Below are 19440 nucleotides of genomic sequence, written 5' to 3'. Positions count from 1 at the left end.
GAAAGAAGTCCTCCTGCCTACTTAATTTCAGCAGGAGACAAATACATAAGCTTACGGGTTATTAGTACTACTCGACTATGACATTACTGCCTTTACATCTATAGCCTATCAACGTTGTCATCTACAACGACCCTTTAAAGAAATCTAATCTTGTGGTGGGTTTCGCGCTTATATGCTTTCAGCGCTTATCCCTGCCCAACGTAGCTACTCAGCGATGCACCTGGCGGCACAACTGATACACCAGAGGTTAGTCCAATTCGGTCCTCTCGTACTAGAATCAGATCCACGCAAATTTCTAACGCCCACAGTAGATAGAGACCGAACTGTCTCACGACGTTCTGAACCCAGCTCGCGTGCCACTTTAATGGGCGAACAGCCCAACCCTTGGGACCTTCTCCAGCCCCAGGATGTGACGAGCCGACATCGAGGTGCCAAACCCCCCCGTCGATATGAGCTCTTGGGGGAGATCAGCCTGTTATCCCCGGCGTACCTTTTATCCTTTGAGCGATGGCCCTTCCATGCGGAACCACCGGATCACTATGCTCTACTTTCGTACCTGATCGACCTGTATGTCTCTCAGTCAAGCTCCCTTATGCCATTGCACTCTACGCACGGTTACCAAGCGTACTGAGGGAACCTTTAGAAGCCTCCGTTACTCTTTTGGAGGCGACCACCCCAGTCAAACTACCCACCAAGCAATGTCCTCTGCAACGCAGAGTTAGACCTCAGATAAGCAAAGGGTGGTATTTCAACAATGACTCCACAACGCCTAGCGACGCCACTTCATAGTCTCCCACCTATCCTACACATCACTTATCCAAGAACAATACTAAGCTATAGTAAAGGTGCACAGGGTCTTTTCGTCCCACTGCGGGTAAACGGCATCTTCACCGTTACTACAATTTCACCGAGCTCATGGCTGAGACAGTGTCCAGATCGTTACACCATTCGTGCAGGTCGGAACTTACCCGACAAGGAATTTCGCTACCTTAGGACCGTTATAGTTACGGCCGCCGTTTACTGGGGCTTCAATTCAATGCTTCTTCTTGCGAATAACATCTCCTCTTAACCTTCCAGCACCGGGCAGGTGTCAGACCTTATACGTCATCTTACGATTTTGCAAAGCCTTGTGTTTTTGATAAACAGTCGCCTGGACCTTTTCACTGCGGCCAGCATTGCTGCTGGCGACCTTTCTCCCGAAGTTACAGGTCTATTTTGCCTAATTCCTTAGCCATGAATCTCTCGAGCGCCTGAGGATACTCTCCTCGACTACCTGTGTCGGTTTACGGTACGGGTTCTAATAATCTATGTTTAGAGGTTTTTCTTGGAAGCCCTTAGGCACACTATCACGCCATCCGAAGATTTTGTGTACTATCGTATTTCACCAAGACCTGCGCATTTTACTACAAGTCCTATAGTTACGTACTTTAACGAACTATTCCGTCAGTCCGCGGTGCTTTCATCACTCCGTCACCCCATCACAATTATTAGAAGTACGGGAATATTAACCCGTTGGCCATCGACGTCCCCCTTCGGGTGTGCCTTAGGTCCCGACTAACCCTAAGCTGATTAGCATAGCTCAGGAAACCTTAGTCTTACGGCGGGAGGGTTTCTCGCCCTCCTTATCGTTACTTATGCCTACATTTGCTTTTCTAAACAGTCCAGCATACCTCACAGTACACCTTCAACCCAGTTTAGAATGCTCCCCTACCACTTGCGCTTAGCGCAAATCCATAGCTTCGGTAGTATACTTATGCCCGATTATTATCCATGCTCGTTCGCTCGACTAGTGAGCTGTTACGCACTCTTTAAATGAATGGCTGCTTCCAAGCCAACATCCTAGCTGTCTAAGCAAACAAACCGCGTTTTTTCAACTTAGTATACATTTGGGGACCTTAGCTGATGGTCTGGGTTCTTTCCCTCTCGGACATGGACCTTAGCACCCATGCCCTCACTGCTGTAAAACATTTATTAGCATTCGGAGTTTGTCAGGAATTGGTAGGCGGTGAAGCCCCCGCATCCAATCAGTAGCTCTACCTCTAATAAACTAAAACAGCGCTGCACCTAAATGCATTTCGGGGAGTACGAGCTATTTCCGAGTTTGATTGGCCTTTCACCCCTACCCACAGATCATCCCAAGACTTTTCAACGTCAACGGGTTCGGTCCTCCATTTAGTGTTACCTAAACTTCAACCTGTCCATGGGTAGATCACACGGTTTCGCGTCTACCACTACTGACTAAAGCGCCCTATTAAGACTCGCTTTCGCTACGGATCCACACCTAAAGTGCTTATCCTTGCCAGCAACGGTAACTCGTAGGCTCATTATGCAAAAGGCACGCCGTCACCCCATAAAAGGGCTCCGACCGCTTGTAAGCGTATGGTTTCAGGATCTATTTCACTCCGTTATTCACGGTTCTTTTCACCTTTCCCTCACGGTACTGGTTCACTATCGGTCTCTCAGGAGTATTTAGCCTTACCGGATGGTCCCGGCAAATTCAATCAGGGTTTCACGTGCCCCGACCTACTCAGGATACCACTATCTATTACATCGCTTACTTATACGAGACTATCACCCTCTTCGGTTAACCTTTCCAGGTTATTCTAATTCGCTTTGCATAAAATATCGTGGTCCTACAACCCCAATATTGCCGTAACAATATTGGTTTGGGCTGTTCCGCGTTCGCTCGCCACTACTTACGGAATCACTCTTGTTTTCTTCTCCTCCGCCTACTTAGATGTTTCAGTTCAGCGGGTTTGCTCATCTTTCGATGTGACTAGTCTTCAACTAGACAGGTTGCCCCATTCGGATATCTACGGATCTATTCGTGTGTGCCAATCCCCGTAGCTTTTCGCAGCTTATCACGTCCTTCATCGCCTCTGAGAGCCTAGGCATCCCCCATACGCCCTTAATTTGCTTATGTATGAGTTTTCTACACAGAACTTGCGTTCTACTGTAAAAAAATTATTTTTTTTCTTTCTACTTTTTGTTTGTATTTTCTATTGCAATATGTCAATGAACGGTTATTTAGATATTTATCTAAAATCGTGGAGAATATCGGAGTCGAACCGATGGCCTCCTGCGTGCAAGGCAGGCGCTCTAGCCAGCTGAGCTAATCCCCCATTCTTCTATGTGAATGTTGAATCCTTGTTGATAGTATCTCAACACCCAACCCTAGAATTTCCTTTTTTATCTATAAACAAAATAGTAGTCCCGCCCAGACTCGAACTGGGGACCCCTACATTATCAGTGTAGTACTCTAACCAGCTGAGCTACGAGACTCTGTATTTTACTTATAAATTTTTGAACTAACAGCGAGAGTAATTTCAATATAAAGTTGAACCTATCAATACTTCTCTAGAAAGGAGGTGTTCCAGCCGCACCTTCCGGTACGGCTACCTTGTTACGACTTAGCCCCAGTCACTAGTTTTACCCTAGGCAGCTCCTTGCGGTCACCGACTTCAGGTACCCCCAGCTTCCATGGCTTGACGGGCGGTGTGTACAAGGCCCGGGAACGTATTCACCGGATCATGGCTGATATCCGATTACTAGCGATTCCAGCTTCACGGAGTCGAGTTGCAGACTCCGATCCGAACTGTGACCGGTTTTGTAGATTCGCTCCTACTCGCGTAGTGGCTGCTCACTGTACCGGCCATTGTAGCACGTGTGTGGCCCAGGACGTAAGGGCCGTGATGATTTGACGTCATCCCCACCTTCCTCGCAGTTTACACTGGCAGTCTCGTTAGAGTTCCCGACATCACTCGATGGCAACTAACGACAGGGGTTGCGCTCGTTATAGGACTTAACCTGACACCTCACGGCACGAGCTGACGACAACCATGCAGCACCTTGTAAATTGTCCGAAGAAATATCTGTTTCCAAATACGTCAATCTACATTTAAGCCCTGGTAAGGTTCCTCGCGTATCATCGAATTAAACCACATGCTCCACCGCTTGTGCGGGCCCCCGTCAATTCCTTTGAGTTTCAAACTTGCGTTCGTACTCCCCAGGTGGGATACTTATCACTTTCGCTTAGTCACTCAGTCCGAAAACCGAACAACTAGTATCCATCGTTTACGGCGTGGACTACCAGGGTATCTAATCCTGTTCGCTACCCACGCTTTCGTCCATCAGCGTCAATACTTTGTTAGTAACCTGCCTTCGCAATTGGTATTCCATGTAATATCTATGCATTTCACCGCTACACTACATATTCTAGTTACTTCACAAAAATTCAAGCCCAGCAGTTTCAATGGCAATTTTACAGTTAAGCTGCAAACTTTCACCACTGACTTACTAGGCCGCCTACGGACCCTTTAAACCCAATGATTCCGGATAACGCTCGAATCCTCCGTATTACCGCGGCTGCTGGCACGGAGTTAGCCGATCCTTATTCGTATAGTACCGTCAAGACCCCTCGCAAGGGATGGTTTCTTCCTATACAAAAGCAGTTTACAATCCATAGGACCTTATTCCTGCACGCGGCATGGCTGGTTCAGAGTTGCCTCCATTGACCAATATTCCTCACTGCTGCCTCCCGTAGGAGTCTGGTCCGTGTCTCAGTACCAGTGTGGGGGATCTCCCTCTCAGGACCCCTACCCATCATCGTCTTGGTAAGCCGTTACCTTACCAACTAACTAATGGGACGCATGCCCATCTTATACCGTAATCTTTAGTCTTATATTGATGCCAATCTAAAACACCATAAGGCGTTAATCCAAATTTCTCTGGGCTATTCCTTAGTATAAGGTAGGTTGCATACGCGTTACGCACCCGTGCGCCGGTCTCAAAACAGCAAGCTGCCTCTACCCCTCGACTTGCATGTGTTAGGCCTGCCGCTAGCGTTCATCCTGAGCCAGGATCAAACTCTTCATCGTATATTTTTATTATTGTACGATTGCTAGGTCTTTGTTCTTTAATACGAGATTACTCTCTTATTTTTTTGCTGTCAATTCAATATATCAATGAACGTAATCGTTACTTCTTTTTTAGCGCAACCCGTGTTTTTCACAGTTGCGAGTGCAAAAGTAAAACTTATTTTTAATCTTACAAAACTTTTTTAGAAAAATATTTTTTCCCTTCTTTTTTAACCGGTTTTAGCCGATTTTAAAAGCCTTTTGAAGATTACAATAGGTTTATGAACTTTAGATAAAAAAACAAGGCATATATCCTTGTTTGCGATGGCAAAGATAGTACCTTTTTCTTATCGCAAACAAATAAAAATGCATCTTTTTATAAACTATTTTTTAAAACGTTCATTTTGTGAAGGGTTAGCCCTCAAAAAAATGCTTTTTTGGTTGGCAGCGCGCGTGAGGGATTGATGCGGTATCCTTTGAGGGGCGAAAAATGGGTAACATTTTGTGTTTTGAAGCTAGCTTATGGTGGTAAAAAGTGATGCTTTTTGAAATTGACCCGAAAAGATAAAGCGAAAAGCCCGACCCGAGGATACGAGGGACACACATAAACGAAAAAAGTAGAACACAGGGTTTTACTCTTGATTTTCGATGCGTTTGTACGCAGCAACAATGCGTTTTACTAATATGTGGCGTACGATATCTTTATCGTCGAGATATAAAATTCCAATTCCTTCAACATCTTTTAACACCAAAAGCGCTTCTTTTAGACCAGAGGTTGTTTTACGTGGCAAATCTACCTGACCAGGATCGCCGGTGATAATGAATTTAGCATTTTTACCCATACGGGTTAAAAACATTTTCATTTGAGAATGGGTTGTATTCTGGGCTTCGTCTAAAATTACAAAGGCGTTATCTAAAGTACGACCGCGCATAAATGCCAAGGGCGCTATTTGAATGATGCCTTTGGTAATATAATCTTCTAAAGTTGATGGCGGCAGCATATCGCGCAACGCATCGTACAAGGGTTGCATATACGGATCCAACTTTTCTTTCATATCACCCGGTAGGAAACCTAGGTTTTCACCTGCCTCAACTGCCGGACGAGTTAAAATGATGCGTTTAACTTGTTTTTCTTTTAATGCTTTAACCGCAAGCGCAACTCCGGTATATGTTTTTCCGGTTCCGGCCGGACCAACAGCAAACACCATATCGTTTTTCTTAACAAAATCAACCAATTTTTGTTGATTGGGCGTCATGGCTTTTACAATTTTCCCCCCAACACCATGTACCAAAATTTGATCGCGCGAATCCATTTTTTCGAGTTCTTGATGCCCCGATTGAATGATGCGCTCAATAACATTGGTATTAATTGCGTTGTAACGGATGAAATGATTGGCTAGGCGTTGTATACGAACTTCGAATTCGTCTAAAGTTTCTTTATCGCCATAAACTTTTAGAAACGTGTCGCGTGCCACGATTTTAAGTTTGGGATAAAGCGCTTTTATTACCTCTAAATTTTTATCGTTAGTACCCCAAAAATCCTTTGGTGTAATATCTGTAAGTTCAATTATTCTTTCGTTCAAAAGCTTTAGATTTAATTAAAAAATAAGTTAGCTTTGTATTGCTCAAATTTAACTTTTTTATCATAATTTGTACTACAAAATAATAAAAAATGAATGCTATTATAACTTTAACAACCGATTTTGGACACAAAGACCACTATGTGGGTGCTGTGAAAGGGCGCTTGTTAAGTGAAAATAGAGATTTTATTATTGTAGACATTTCGCACGATATTGATTTGTTTAACGTGCAAGAAGCTAGTTATGTTATAGAAAGTGCTTATGCTAATTTCCCTAAAGGCACCGTTCATGTAATTGGTGTGGATTGCGAAAAAACAGCTTTTAACCGCCACGTTGTTATGTTATGGCAAGATCAATATTTTATTGCTGCAGATAACGGGGTTTTATCTTTTTTAACACACAAATACCAACCTGAAAAACTATACGAGATTAATATTCATCATCGGTATGACGAAGATACCAGTGCCATGGATATATTACTCATTGTTGCCAGCCATTTGGCTAAAGGTGGAAATTTGGATGTTATTGGGCGCCCAATTAAAGCTTTAAAAGAAATTATTGTACCCCAAGCTAATGTTGCTGCAGATAATTCGGCTTTATACGGCCAGGTTATTTACACCGACAATTACGGTAATTGTATTACCAATATTACAAAAAACCAAGTACGTGATGTTGCTAAAGGACGCGATTTTTACGTTTCGTTTGGCACCAAAAAAATTGGACGCATACATAAAAATTATTCGGATTTTGAAGTAGAAAACGAAGAAGTTTTAAAAACCCGTGAAGGAAATGTTTTGGCGCTGTTTAACTCGACTCAGCATTTAGAAATTGCCATTTACAAAGCAAACCCCAAAACCATTGGCGGAGCAAAATCGTTACTTGGTTTAACACAAGGCAGTGCCGTTCGCGTTACTTTTTTTGAGCCCTTAAAAAAAGAACCTCAATTTTAAATTTTACCACCATTATGTTTATACGCTTAGTTAAATTAAGTTTTCATGAAGATAAAATTCCTTTGTTTTTAGAAAACTTTAATGAAGTAAAAGAAAAAATTAGAAATTATCCGGGAAATAATTTTTTAGAATTATATCAGGATAAAGAAAACCCGTGCATATTTTTTACCTATAGCATTTGGAATGATGTAGAAGATTTAGAAAACTACAGAAAGTCAGATTTATTTAAACAAGTTTGGGCATACACCAAACAATTTTTTAACGATAAGCCAGAAGCTTGGAGTGTGGACAAGCTAAGCTCATTACCCTAATTATTTAAAAAATAAAACATGAAGGCATTAATGCTACGCGAAATAAAAGCGTTTTTTGGATCGCCCATTGGTTATCTAGTTTTACTTATTTTTTTACTTATAAATGGTTTATTTTTATGGGTTTTTGAAGGAGAATACAACATTTTAAATGGTGGATTTGCCGACTTAAGTCCGTTTTTTACTTTAGCACCATGGGTTTTGCTATTTTTAATTCCGGCAACTACCATGAAAAGTTTTTCGGACGAATTAAAATTAGGTACAATTGAATTGCTATTTACTAAACCGCTATCGTTAACACAAATTGTTATGGGTAAATTTTTAGGTGCTTTTGTGCTTATTTTAATCGCCATAATTCCAACACTAATTTATGTTTGGGTTATACAAGATTATACCTACTTAGACAATTACATGGATATGGGCAGCACATTGGGCTCGTACTTTGGTTTGTGTTTTTTAATTGCTGCTTATACTGCTGTTGGTGTTTTTACCTCAACGCTATCAGAAAATCAGATTGTTGCTTTTATTTTGGCGGTAGTTTTATGCTTTATTTTATTTTATGGCTTGGATGCTGTAGCGAACTTAATGGGTAGTTTTGGGCAAACCTTACGTTATTTTAGCTTACAAAACCATTATTCTAGCATTAGCCGTGGGGTTATAGATTCGCGAGATATTATTTATTTTACATCGGTTACTGTGTTTTTTATTGCAGCAACCGTGTATAAATTAAAAACTTTAAAAGCATAATGAAAGCATCAAATAAAAAAGCCTTAGGTAAATTTGTAACCGTTGTTGCCGTTTTAGTTGTTGCAAATTTGGTTTCTCTAATTATTTTTAAACGCTTCGATTTAACTTCTGACAAACGATATACATTATCTGCGGCTTCACATAAAATTATAGAACAAGTTACACAACCACTATTTATAGATGTTTTATTGGACGGAAACTTTCCGGCTGAATTTAAACGTTTGCAATACGAAACCAAGCAAATGCTTGAAGAATTTTCTGCCTACAACTCAAACATTCAATTCACCTTTGTTAATCCGATGGATGAAGAAGAAGGTAAAGAAGATCAGGTGGTGCAAGAACTTTTTAGTTTGGGCTTAAAACCCATAACGGTAACGGTTGATGATAAAGGCAAACAATCTCAACAGCTTGTTTTTCCTTGGGCCATTGCCAATTATGGCGAACAATCGGCGCGCATTCAGTTGTTAAAAAATATGATGGGCGCAACAACGCAAGAAAAAGTTATTAGCTCGGTACAACATTTAGAATATGCTATTGCCGAAGCTATTCAGAAAATTACACAAGAAAAATCTAAAAAAATTGCAGTAATTAAAGATGTTGGCGAATTGCACGATTTACAAATTGCCGATTTCTTAATAGCTGTTCGCGAAAATTATCATATTGCACCTTTTACTTTAGATTCGGTAGCTATCAATCCTAATAAAACATTACAAGATTTAGAAACTTACGATTTGGTTGTGGTAGCCAAACCAACCAAACCTTTTACCGATCAGCAAAAATTAGTTTTAGATCAGTACATGGTAAACGGCGGAAAATCGCTTTGGTTTATTGATGCAGTTCAGGCTGATATGGATAGCTTGTACAACGAAAACGGAAGTACATTGGCTTATCCGAGAAATCTGAATTTAGACGATTTCTTTTTTAAACAAGGCATTCGCATCAAACCCATGCTGATTAAAGATGAATATGCTACGCCAATAAAATTAGCGAGCGGTGAAATGGGCAGCCAAACCCAATACGAACAATATCCGTGGAAGTTGGCTCCTTACGTTTATCCAGCAAAAAGCTATGTAAAAGATACGATTAATATAACTGCAGCATCTTTTGACTATCATCCAATTGTAAAAAATGTTGATGGAATTAAGTTTGATTTTGCCAATCCGATTGAAATTTTAAAAGGAAAGCTGAACAAAACGGTTCTATTAAATTCTTCGCAATATTCAAAAGCCATCGGAACACCGTTTGTGGTTTCTTTAGATTTGGTTGATGAACCTCAGCCCGATCCTGCAGATTACGTCAATGGATTTATTCCGTTAGCCGTTTTAGTTGAAGGTAATTTTGAATCGATGTACAAAAATCGTGTGCTACCGTTTAAAGATCCTACGTTTAAAGAAATTACAGACAAAGAAGGTAAAATGATTGTGGTTGCCGACGGCGATGTGATAAAAAACCAAATCGATCAAAATGGTGTACCACGCGAGTTGGGTTATGATTATTTTTCAAGCATTTTATTCGGGAATAAAGATTTTGTATTAAACAGTGTAAACTATTTGTTAGACGATGTTGGCTTGTTAGATATCAGAGCAAAAGATGTAAGTTTACCTTTGTTAGATAAAGAGCGTGTTTATAAAAATTACACGACGATTCAAATCATAACCATTACCATACCTATTGGTATAATCTTGATTTTTGGACTGATTTTCATTTACTTGCGTAAAAAAATGTACGTAAAATAATTTTGTAAAACATAAATTAAAAACCTAAATTGCAGTAGGCATTTTTTGCATTAAAAAAATATTTTTATCTATGAAATTTATTGTATCTAGCTCATATTTTTTAAAACAATTACAAGTTTTACAAGGTGTTATAAACAACAGTAACACATTACCTATTTTGGATAATTTTTTATTCGAATTAAATAAAAACACTTTAAAAGTATCAGCTTCAGATTTAGAAACTACCATGTCGGCAGTTTTAGAAGTTAATAGTTCTAATACAGGGGTTATTGCTGTACCAGCAAAATTACTTTTAGAAACTTTAAAAACTTTTGCAGAACAACCGTTAACATTTACGGTTCTAGATAATAATACCATAGAAATTAATTCTAATTCTGGTAGCTACGCATTAGCTTATGCAAAAGGAGAAGAATTTCCGAAACCTGTAGAATTAGAAGATCCTTCTAATACCATAGTTCCGGCAGATGTACTTTCTACAGCAATTAGTAAAACAATTTTTGCTGCGGGTAACGACGATTTACGTCCGGTTATGTCAGGCGTATTTTTTCAATTCGCTACAACAGGTTTAACATTTGTTGCAACAGATGCACATAAACTGGTTAAATACGCTCGTACTGATGTAACTTCTGCACAAAAAGCAGAATTTATTATGCCTAAAAAGCCTTTAAACATTTTAAAAGGTATTTTAGCAACTTCTAACAGCGAAATTACGATTGAATACAACGATGCCAACGCATCTTTTAAATTTGATAATTACAAGTTAACTTGTCGTTTAATTGACGGTAAATATCCTAATTACGAAGCGGTTATTCCTAAAGAAAATCCGAATCGTTTAATTATGAATCGTACCGAGCTTTTAAGCTCTGTAAAACGTGTTGCTATTTTCTCTAACAAAACAACACACCAAATTCGTTTAAAAATTGCTGGTAACGAATTAAACATTTCTGCTGAAGATATTGATTTTTCTAACAAAGCAGAAGAACGTTTAAATTGTGATTACCAAGGTGATGATATTCAAATTGGTTTCAACTCAAAGTTTTTAACAGAAATGCTTACAAACTTACAAGCTGATGAAGTTCAGATTGAAATGTCATTACCAAACCGTGCTGGAATTCTAACTCCGATTGACGGATTAGATGAGGGCGAAACGGTTACTATGCTTGTTATGCCAGTTATGTTAAATAACTAAAAATATAAAGAATAAAAAAAGCCAGCTTAAAGCTGGCTTTTTTTATTCTTTATAATCTGCACGAATGGCTAATAACGGAATTTTAATTTCTCCAATAATTTCTTTCGCTAAATTTCGCTTAACAAAAACTTCTTTTAAAAAGTTGGATTTGTAGCTTAGCATAGCCAGAACATCAATATGATTAAAGTTTAAAAAATCGTGAATAGATTCTTTCACATCATCGTGCGGAATAATAACAAATTGCACATCCTTATCTTTAAAATCTTCACGCCATTGTTCAATTGTTTCTTCGGTTACGTCACTATTAGATGGCTTTACGTACAAACATCTAACTTCTGCCCCAACCTTTTTTGCAATTCGAACAACTTCTTTCAATGCTTTTTTATCCTTAGGTCTAAATTTAGTAGTAAACCCTATGGTACTAATTTTATGGTACTGAATGTTGTCTGGAATAACTAAAAGATTTCGTGGTACATGATTCATAACATCAATCGTATTAGAACCAAATAAACGGCTAGCCCAATCGTTAGTACCTGATGTTCCCATAACAATTAATCGCACATTTTCGTCATTAACAATGGTTTTCATGGTATCAATTAAACCACCTTGCAATAACATATGATTAATTGTAATATGATCTAACTTATTAGCATAAGCCATGTCACGCAAGCGAGCCATTATATCGCGAAAACTTTCAAAAGTATCTAACTCAATAGTCGAATAAATTTCGGGAGCAAAAGCTAAATTACCTCCAAAATTAATCACAGGCATTTCGTAAGTGTGTAAAACTAAAATTTCATAGTTCAAAAAATCAGCCATTTTTAATGCTGTAATAAAAGCATTGTTTGCTGTTTCAGAAAAATCAGTCGGAAATAATATTTTCTTCATTGTTTAAAAGTTTAGTTAATACCTGATTATTACTTAAATGTACAATTTATATAAACTTTTAACAAAAAAAAGTTACTTTATTTGACTATAATGATCCTTAGTTTTAACTTTCGTAATAATATCAGTTATTATACCAGCTTCATCAATAATAAATGTTGTTCTATGAATACCGTCATATTCTTTACCCATAAATTTTTTTGGTCCCCAAACGCCGTAATCATTCAACATTTTTTTATCTACATCAGAAAGTAAATGAAAAGGTAAATTCTGTTTGGTAATAAAGTTTTGTAATTTAGGTTGCTCGTCTGCGCTTACGCCTAAAACTTCAAAACCACGGTTTAGCAATGCGTCATAATTATCTCTTAAATTACACGCTTCGGCTGTACAACCAGGCGTACTCGCTTTTGGATAGAAATACAGAACTAATTTTTTACCTTTGTATTGATTTAAGTTGTGAATGGTACCGTTCTCATCAGGAACATTAAAATCTGGTGCTTGATCGCCAATTTTTAAATGCAACATAACTTTTTAGTTTTAATTTATATAAATTTACAAAAATGACTAAACAAGAAAAAATAGAATTTGTTATAAATACATTGCAAATTTTATATCCAGAAATTCCTATTCCGCTTAATCATAAAGATCCTTACACGTTATTAATTGCTGTTTTATTATCAGCACAATGTACCGATGTAAGAGTGAATCAAATTACACCTATTTTATTTGCTAAAGCAGATAATCCGTTTGATATGGTAAAATTAAGTATTGAAGAAATACAAGATATTATTCGCCCATGTGGTTTATCCCCCATGAAATCGAAAGGCATTTATCATTTATCACAAATTTTAATTGACAAATACAACGGTGAAGTACCGCAAAGCTTTGAAGGATTAGAAGAACTTCCTGCTGTTGGGCATAAAACAGCCAGCGTAGTAATGAGTCAAGCTTTTGGTGTGCCTGCCTTTCCGGTTGATACACACATTCACCGTTTAATGTACCGCTGGAATTTAAGCAATGGTAAAAACGTAGTTCAAACTGAAAAAGACGCCAAGCGTTTATTTCCAGAAAGCACTTGGAACGATTTACATTTACAAATGATTTGGTATGGACGTGAATATTCGCCCGCTCGAGGTTGGGATTTAGAAAAAGACATTATTACCGCAACTATTGGAAGAAAATCTGTTATTCAAGACTATTATAAAAACAAAAAAACCAAGTAATAAAACTTGGTTTTTTTATATTTTAATTATTACTAAGTAATATCATGCCAATGTGTTTTGATTTTACTGAAAAAAATTGAGCCGAATAATTACGCAAAAAACTTAAAGTCGATTGCTTAGGCTCATAGTTTCTTTTCAGAACTTGAGGTCTTTTTTTCATTTTTTTATAATAATAATTTAGGTTTTGGTATTACAAAAGTAATAAATATTTCTCAAATTATTATTATTCATTCAGAATAATATTATTCTTCTCGATAATTTTTCTCAAATTCATTAGCGCATATCGCATACGACCCAACGCAGTGTTAATAGACACGCCAGTTTGCTCAGAAATCTCTTTAAAACTCAAATCTTCATAGATTCTCATATTTAAAACTTCTTTTTGATCGTTAGGTAACTCTTCAATCAATTTTTTCAAATCATTAATTATCTGCGAATTAATAATGGTCGATTCAATATTAGGTGCAGAATCAGTAATGATTGAGAAAATAGAAAACTCTTCTGTTTCACGTTGAAAAGTCATTTTTTTAGATTTTCTGAAGTGATCTACAATTAAGTTGTGAGAAATTCTCATAACCCAAGGTAAAAATTTTCCTTCTTCACTATAAGAACCCGTTTTTAAAGTTTTTATAACTTTAATAAACGTATCCTGAAAAATATCTTCAGTTACATCTCTATCCATAACTTTAGAATAGATGAAACCATAAATCTTAGACTGATGTCTTTCGATTAACTTAGCTAAAGCATTCTCGTTTCCCTCGATGTATTGCTTCACCAAAACTGCATCACTATTTTGCTCGTTTCCCATAGCTTTCGTTTTTTAGTTACTTTCCCTTTAATTATAAATTACAAGAACTTAAATGTACAAAACTTTTTAACAATATTTTAATAAAAATTAAGGTTTTTTTTATTTTTTGTCAATTAAGTTGTTTATTAAGTAGATTCTTACTAATTTTTATTAGTTTCTTCAGTAAAAGTATTAGGTTTTGTACAAACCACAAAAAATACACATTCCTAATCTACATAAGGATTACAAAAATCGATTAACTACAAAAAAGGAAGTTTTATTTCCTAAACAAATTCTTGTGTATCTTTGTACAAACGAATTCAATATGCAATCAGATTTCAATTCTTTAGATACCAAACAAAACATCCTGATTAAAGGAGCACAACTTAACAACCTTAAAAACATAGATGTTGCTTTGCCACGCAAACAACTTATTGTAATTACGGGCTTGTCAGGATCAGGTAAATCAAGCTTAGCTTTTGGAACTTTGTTTGCAGAAGGACAACGTCGTTATGTAGAAAGCCTTTCTTCATACGCACGTCAATTTTTAGGCCGATTAAACAAACCGAAAGTAGATTATATTAAAGGTATAGCACCAGCTATTGCTATTGAACAAAAAGTTAACACTGTTAACGCACGTTCTACCGTAGGTACGTCAACCGAAATTTATGATTATATTAAGTTGTTATTTGCGCGCATTGGTAAAACATATTCGCCAATTTCTGGTATCGAAGTCAAAAAACATTCGGTAACCGATGTGGTAAATTACATTAAAACGCTTAATGAAGGTGATCGTTATTTACTTTTAGCACCTATTAAGTTAGAAGAAGGCAGAACCTTAGAAAACAAATTAAAAGTTTTATTACAACAAGGTTTTGCACGCATCTTAGATAACGGCGAAACATTACGTTTGGATGAAATTGAATTGGTAGATGATTTAGGTAAAGAATTATTTATTGTGATTGACCGAATCGTTATTCGCCACGATGAAGATTTTTATAACCGCATTGCTGATGCAATTGATATTGCTTTTTATGAAGGAAAAGGACAGCTTTTTATTGAAAATGTTGCTGATAATTCGCGTATCGAATTCTCTAATAAATTTGAAGCCGACGGGATCACGTTTTTAGAACCCAACGTACATTTATTTTCGTTTAACAATCCGTATGGTGCATGTCCAAAATGCGATGGATACGGAAATACTATTGGTATTGATGAAGATTTAGTTTTTGGTAACACCAGCCTTTCTGTTTTTGACGGAGCTATTTTTCCGTGGAAAGGTGAAACCATGGATTATTTTCGTCAACAATTGGTTAACAATGCCTATAAATTTGATTTTCCGATTCACAAACCGTTTTATGAATTAACCGACGATCAAAAAAACTTACTTTGGACCGGAAATAAATACTTTACAGGCTTAACCGATTTTTTTAAAGAATTAGAAGAAAAAAGTTATAAAATACAAAACCGTGTCATGCTTTCTCGCTATCGCGGAAAAACAAAATGCAACTTATGTAACGGGCGTCGTTTACGTGCAGAAGCCAATTATGTAAAAATTGATAATAAAAGCATTTCTGATTTGGTAGATTTACCAATCATTAAACTTATTGCCTTTTTTCAACAACTAGAATTAAACGAATACGACCAACAAGTTGCTAAACGCTTGTTGGTAGAAATAAACAACCGTTTACAATTCTTAGATCAGGTTGGTTTAAATTATCTAACCTTAAACCGCAATTCATCAACTTTATCAGGTGGCGAATCGCAACGCATCAATTTAGCAACGTCATTAGGCAGTTCATTAGTAGGTTCTATGTACATTTTAGACGAACCTAGTATTGGTTTACATTCTAAAGATTCAGAAAGATTAATTACCGTATTAAATAAACTTCGTGATTTAGGCAATACCGTTATTGTAGTTGAACACGATGAAGATATAATGAAAGCAGCCGATATGATTGTTGATATCGGTCCAGAAGCCGGCAGCTTTGGTGGTGAATTGGTTGCCCAAGGAACCTTTAATGAAATTTTAAAAGCCGATTCTTTAACTGGTAAATATTTAAGCGGCCGATTAGAAATCGAAGTGCCTAAAAAACGTCGCAAATACAAAAATTTTGTAGAAGTTAAAGGCGCTCGCGAAAACAACTTAAAAAATATAGATGTCGTTTTTCCTTTAGATTGTTTAACCGTAGTAACCGGTGTTTCTGGTTCTGGTAAATCAACCTTAGTTAAAAAAATATTACATCCTGCATTACAAAAAGAATTGTTCGGAACGGGCGAAAAACCAGGGCAATTTTCAAGCTTAGCAGGTAGTTACAAACACATTCAATCTATAGAATATGTAGATCAAAATCCGATTGGTAAAAGCTCACGTTCTAACCCAATAAGTTATATTAAAGCTTACGACGAAATTCGTGATTTATTTGCCAAACAAAACCTTTCTAAAATCAGAAACTACCAACCTAAACATTTTTCGTATAATGTAGATGGTGGTCGTTGCGAACAATGTAAAGGCGAAGGAACGGTAACCATTGAAATGCAATTTATGGCCGACGTACATTTAGAATGTGATGCATGTAACGGCAAACGCTTTAAAAAAGAAATTTTAGAAGTTCAATTTGACGGACATAACATTAATGACATTCTAAACTTAACGGTTGATGATGCAATAACATTTTTCACTAAAAATGATTTAACCAAAATTGTTAACAAAATAAAACCGTTGCAAGATGTTGGGTTGGGTTATGTAAAACTAGGCCAATCTTCATCAACCTTATCTGGCGGAGAAGCACAGCGTATTAAGCTAGCAACTTTTTTAACCCACGGATTAACCAAAGAAAAAGTTTTATTTATTTTTGATGAGCCAACTACCGGATTGCATTTTCACGATATTAAAAAACTACTACAATCCTTTAATGCATTAATAGAAAAAGGACATTCGGTAATTGTAATTGAACATAATTTAGATTTAATTAAATGCGCCGATTATATTGTTGATATTGGCCCCGAAGGTGGAGAAAATGGCGGACAATTAATTGCTTTTGGAACACCTGAAGAAATTGTAAAAAATAAAAATTCTGAAACCGGGAAATACTTAAAAGAAAAATTATAAAAAAAACGCGAACCAAATGGTTCGCGTTTTTTTATTCCGTAAACAGAATACTAACACACAAATAAACAAGTTATCAACAAAAACAAGGTTATAAACAGCTTTATTAACAACTTTTGTTAATAACTAAATACATAAAAGTAATTTATCCACAACAGCTGTTTATAAAATAGTACTTGTAAACATAAATTGTTAACAAGAATTAAAATTAAATTGGCACGCATCTTGTATTTGCAATAATATCCGGATAACAAACAACCTATAATTATTTAATATAAATTGCTATGAAAAAGTTAGTCCCATATATTTTTATTCTTTTTAGTTTTTTTACAACACAAGCTGCAGAAAAACCAAAAAACAAATCAGTTGTTTTTGTAGAACAAGGCATTGAATTTGTTGTTTATAAAAACGGAAGGTTTGATTATGCGCCGTTACGCCGAAATGCAGGCACATCGGTTCATATAGCAACCAGAAACGGAAGTAACATAAACATTAATACAAATAACAGAGATCGCATTTTGGTTGAACGCGATCGAGCTGGAAGAATTGTTAGAATAAACAATGTGTTTATTTTATACCACCGCAACAATAAAGTTGCACAAATTGGTGGTACGTTTATAGATTATAAAGGACCGAGCGTTTACGCAAGTTATGATGGGTATTATTCACAACGCCCAATGCCAAGACAGCATCGTCCGAATTATAGATAGAAATTTAAAGTTCCTATATTTAAGTTAATTTGTTTTATGTAAAAGGCCTTAAGAATTTCTTAAGGCCTTTTATTTTTAATTATAATAATTCAGTAAGTTTTTTAGTTAAGTTTTTACGACTATAACGCGCTAGTCCTTCAGGATAAACATGCAGTTTATTTGCCAGAAACAAAGCATAATAACTTTTTATAGTTTCTTTAATTCTGTGTTTTTCATCGTATGTTGTATAAACCCCAGTATTGGTTTCTTTAATAATTTGTTCTACATCAGTATCTTCAGGACCAATAGCCAAAATTGGGCGGTACGACACCATATATTCAAACAACTTACCAGGAATAATACATTTGGTTTCGTCAGAATCAATTTCAATCAATAACAAAACTTGTGATTTACGTTGCTCAACCACAGCATCCTGATGCGAAATGTAACCCAAATTACGTGTAAACTTAGTCAGTTTAAACTCATCAATTGTATCAATAATTTCTTGAGAAACAGCGCCTATTAACTTCAGCTCAAAATGCTCTTTAAAAGTTGCATCTTCTTTTAGAATTTCGGTAATCGCTTTCCAAAAAATGCGAGGATTACGCTTGGATAAAAAAGATCCGATATGCGCTAACGAAAACTTTATATCTAATTCTTGCGGCGGTATAGGTTCAGTATCATAACCATTAGTAATTACCGCAATGGGTTTAGGCGTTAACACAGCAAATTCAGCTTTCGTTACTGCGCTTGTAACTACAATTTGATCGGCTTTGTTAAGTACTTGTTGTTCTAGTTTTTTATGTTTTTGATGCGAGCTAGCCGAAAGTTTTAAATCTTTATAATAACCGATGGTTGTCCACGGATCTCGAAAATCTGCAATCCATTTTATTGCTGGCATTTGTTTTTTTAATTGTAAACCTATTAAATGCAAGCTATGCGGCGGGCCGGTTGTAATAACCGTTTCTATTTGTTGCTCCTTAATGTAGTTGCTTAAATACGCAACCGATGGCTTAACCCAAAAAACGCGTGCATCAGGAATAAAAAAATTACCGCGAATCCAAAGCAAAGCTTTTTGAGCAAAAGTTTGTTTGCGTTCGGGCGCAATAATGCCCGAGCTAATTTTTTTGGTTTCTTTTTTAGAGAAAAAAGAAGCCATAGCATAAGGTTCAAAAATTTTTTGTTTCAGTACGGTTATTCGATTAGAATCAATATCTGAAATTAAATTTGAATCTTGCAACGGATACGTTGGATTTTTGGGCACATAAACCACAGGATGCACACCAAAATCTGGTAAATATTTTACAAACTTTAGCCAACGCTGTACGCCAGGACCGCCTGCTGGTGGCCAATAATATGTTATAATTAAAACTTTTTTCAT

The 19440-nt window shown here is 36.6% G+C and carries 13 protein-coding genes, 2 tRNA genes and 2 rRNA genes; 8 read left to right on the top strand and 9 right to left on the bottom strand.

The window, feature by feature from the left end; all coding sequences use genetic code 11:
- Positions 1-41: 41 nt before the first annotated feature.
- The 5 genes from K5I29_RS11770 to K5I29_RS11750 form a co-directional block, all read right to left on the bottom strand.
- A 23S ribosomal RNA gene (locus K5I29_RS11770) occupies positions 42-2923 on the bottom strand.
- A 125-nt stretch (positions 2924-3048) separates the two neighbouring features.
- Positions 3049-3122: transfer RNA gene (locus tag K5I29_RS11765), tRNA-Ala, on the bottom strand.
- A gap of 86 nt (positions 3123-3208) precedes the next feature.
- Positions 3209-3282: transfer RNA gene (locus tag K5I29_RS11760), tRNA-Ile, on the bottom strand.
- Positions 3283-3361: 79 nt separating this feature from the next.
- Positions 3362-4877: ribosomal RNA gene (locus K5I29_RS11755) — 16S ribosomal RNA — on the bottom strand.
- Together the 16S and 23S rRNA genes with 2 tRNA genes alongside form the textbook arrangement of a ribosomal RNA operon.
- A gap of 611 nt (positions 4878-5488) precedes the next feature.
- Positions 5489-6439, bottom strand: a complete 951-nt coding sequence (locus K5I29_RS11750) for a PhoH family protein (protein ID WP_264433525.1) — start codon at positions 6437-6439, stop codon at positions 5489-5491.
- Positions 6440-6528: 89 nt separating this feature from the next.
- On the opposite strand from K5I29_RS11750, the gene K5I29_RS11745 reads away from it, so the two are divergent.
- The 5 genes from K5I29_RS11745 (at position 6529) to dnaN (ending at position 11366) form a co-directional block, all read left to right on the top strand.
- Positions 6529-7386 carry an SAM hydrolase/SAM-dependent halogenase family protein gene (locus tag K5I29_RS11745; protein WP_264433524.1) on the top strand — a complete coding sequence of 286 codons (858 nt, stop codon included), beginning with the start codon at positions 6529-6531 and terminating at the stop codon, positions 7384-7386.
- Between the two features lie 14 nt (positions 7387-7400).
- Entirely contained in the window at positions 7401-7697 is a 297-nt protein-coding gene (locus K5I29_RS11740; protein ID WP_264433522.1) for a putative quinol monooxygenase, read from the top strand.
- 18 nt (positions 7698-7715) lie between these two features.
- Positions 7716-8441: a gliding motility-associated ABC transporter permease subunit GldF gene (gldF, locus tag K5I29_RS11735; RefSeq protein ID WP_264433521.1), complete on the top strand. Its 726-nt coding sequence runs from the start codon at positions 7716-7718 to the stop codon at positions 8439-8441.
- The gene (gldG, locus tag K5I29_RS11730; protein ID WP_264433520.1) at positions 8441-10177 is read left to right on the top strand and encodes a gliding motility-associated ABC transporter substrate-binding protein GldG; all 1737 of its coding nucleotides are present in this window, start codon (positions 8441-8443) and stop codon (positions 10175-10177) included. The genes gldF and gldG overlap by 1 nt, the downstream gene beginning before the upstream one ends.
- A gap of 70 nt (positions 10178-10247) precedes the next feature.
- On the top strand, positions 10248-11366 hold the full coding sequence (dnaN, locus tag K5I29_RS11725) for a DNA polymerase III subunit beta (protein WP_264433519.1): 1119 nt from the start codon (positions 10248-10250) through the stop codon (positions 11364-11366).
- Positions 11367-11408: 42 nt separating this feature from the next.
- Here dnaN and K5I29_RS11720 read toward each other — a convergent pair whose 3' ends face one another.
- Positions 11409-12254 carry a universal stress protein gene (locus K5I29_RS11720; RefSeq protein ID WP_264433518.1) on the bottom strand — a complete coding sequence of 282 codons (846 nt, stop codon included), beginning with the start codon at positions 12252-12254 and terminating at the stop codon, positions 11409-11411.
- 72 nt (positions 12255-12326) lie between these two features.
- Complete coding sequence (gene bcp, locus K5I29_RS11715) at positions 12327-12776, bottom strand: thioredoxin-dependent thiol peroxidase (protein ID WP_264433517.1); 450 nt, start codon at positions 12774-12776, stop codon at positions 12327-12329.
- Between the two features lie 35 nt (positions 12777-12811).
- Between bcp and K5I29_RS11710 the strand changes: the two genes are divergently transcribed.
- Positions 12812-13474: an endonuclease III domain-containing protein gene (locus K5I29_RS11710; protein WP_264433516.1), complete on the top strand. Its 663-nt coding sequence runs from the start codon at positions 12812-12814 to the stop codon at positions 13472-13474.
- Between the two features lie 223 nt (positions 13475-13697).
- Here the strand turns inward: K5I29_RS11710 and K5I29_RS11705 are convergent, their stop codons facing one another.
- Positions 13698-14282, bottom strand: coding sequence for an RNA polymerase sigma factor (locus tag K5I29_RS11705; RefSeq protein ID WP_264433515.1), 585 nt, complete (start codon positions 14280-14282; stop codon positions 13698-13700).
- Positions 14283-14586: 304 nt separating this feature from the next.
- On the opposite strand from K5I29_RS11705, the gene uvrA reads away from it, so the two are divergent.
- Positions 14587-17373 (top strand): excinuclease ABC subunit UvrA, encoded by a 2787-nt coding sequence (uvrA, locus tag K5I29_RS11700; RefSeq protein ID WP_264433514.1) that lies wholly within the window; start codon positions 14587-14589, stop codon positions 17371-17373.
- Positions 17374-17654: 281 nt separating this feature from the next.
- A complete protein-coding gene (locus K5I29_RS11695; protein ID WP_264433513.1) occupies positions 17655-18080 on the top strand; it encodes a hypothetical protein in 426 nt (141 codons plus the stop codon).
- 79 nt (positions 18081-18159) lie between these two features.
- On the opposite strand, the gene K5I29_RS11690 is transcribed toward K5I29_RS11695, so the two are convergent.
- Positions 18160-19440, bottom strand: coding sequence for a glycosyltransferase (locus K5I29_RS11690; protein ID WP_264433512.1), 1281 nt, complete (start codon positions 19438-19440; stop codon positions 18160-18162).

Origin of the sequence: Flavobacterium agricola (assembly GCF_025919725.1) — a bacterium.
In the GTDB taxonomy this organism is placed as follows: Bacteria; Bacteroidota; Bacteroidia; order Flavobacteriales; family Flavobacteriaceae; genus Flavobacterium; species Flavobacterium agricola.
Note: the sequence above shows the minus strand (reverse complement) of the source record. Positions and strands in the feature narration are given on the sequence as shown.

Excerpts from the sequence above, each read along its gene's own strand:
- K5I29_RS11745 (WP_264433524.1), top strand. The coding sequence starts at position 6,529 with ATGAATGCTATTATAACTTTAACAACCGATTTTGGACACAAAGACCAC.
- K5I29_RS11740 (WP_264433522.1), top strand. The coding sequence starts at position 7,401 with ATGTTTATACGCTTAGTTAAATTAAGTTTTCATGAAGATAAAATTCCT.
- gldF (WP_264433521.1), top strand. The coding sequence starts at position 7,716 with ATGAAGGCATTAATGCTACGCGAAATAAAAGCGTTTTTTGGATCGCCC.
- gldG (WP_264433520.1), top strand. The coding sequence starts at position 8,441 with ATGAAAGCATCAAATAAAAAAGCCTTAGGTAAATTTGTAACCGTTGTT.
- dnaN (WP_264433519.1), top strand. The coding sequence starts at position 10,248 with ATGAAATTTATTGTATCTAGCTCATATTTTTTAAAACAATTACAAGTT.
- K5I29_RS11720 (WP_264433518.1), bottom strand. The coding sequence starts at position 12,254 with ATGAAGAAAATATTATTTCCGACTGATTTTTCTGAAACAGCAAACAAT.
- bcp (WP_264433517.1), bottom strand. The coding sequence starts at position 12,776 with ATGTTGCATTTAAAAATTGGCGATCAAGCACCAGATTTTAATGTTCCT.
- K5I29_RS11710 (WP_264433516.1), top strand. The coding sequence starts at position 12,812 with ATGACTAAACAAGAAAAAATAGAATTTGTTATAAATACATTGCAAATT.
- K5I29_RS11705 (WP_264433515.1), bottom strand. The coding sequence starts at position 14,282 with ATGGGAAACGAGCAAAATAGTGATGCAGTTTTGGTGAAGCAATACATC.
- uvrA (WP_264433514.1), top strand. The coding sequence starts at position 14,587 with ATGCAATCAGATTTCAATTCTTTAGATACCAAACAAAACATCCTGATT.
- K5I29_RS11695 (WP_264433513.1), top strand. The coding sequence starts at position 17,655 with ATGAAAAAGTTAGTCCCATATATTTTTATTCTTTTTAGTTTTTTTACA.
- K5I29_RS11690 (WP_264433512.1), bottom strand. The coding sequence starts at position 19,440 with ATGAAAAAAGTTTTAATTATAACATATTATTGGCCACCAGCAGGCGGT.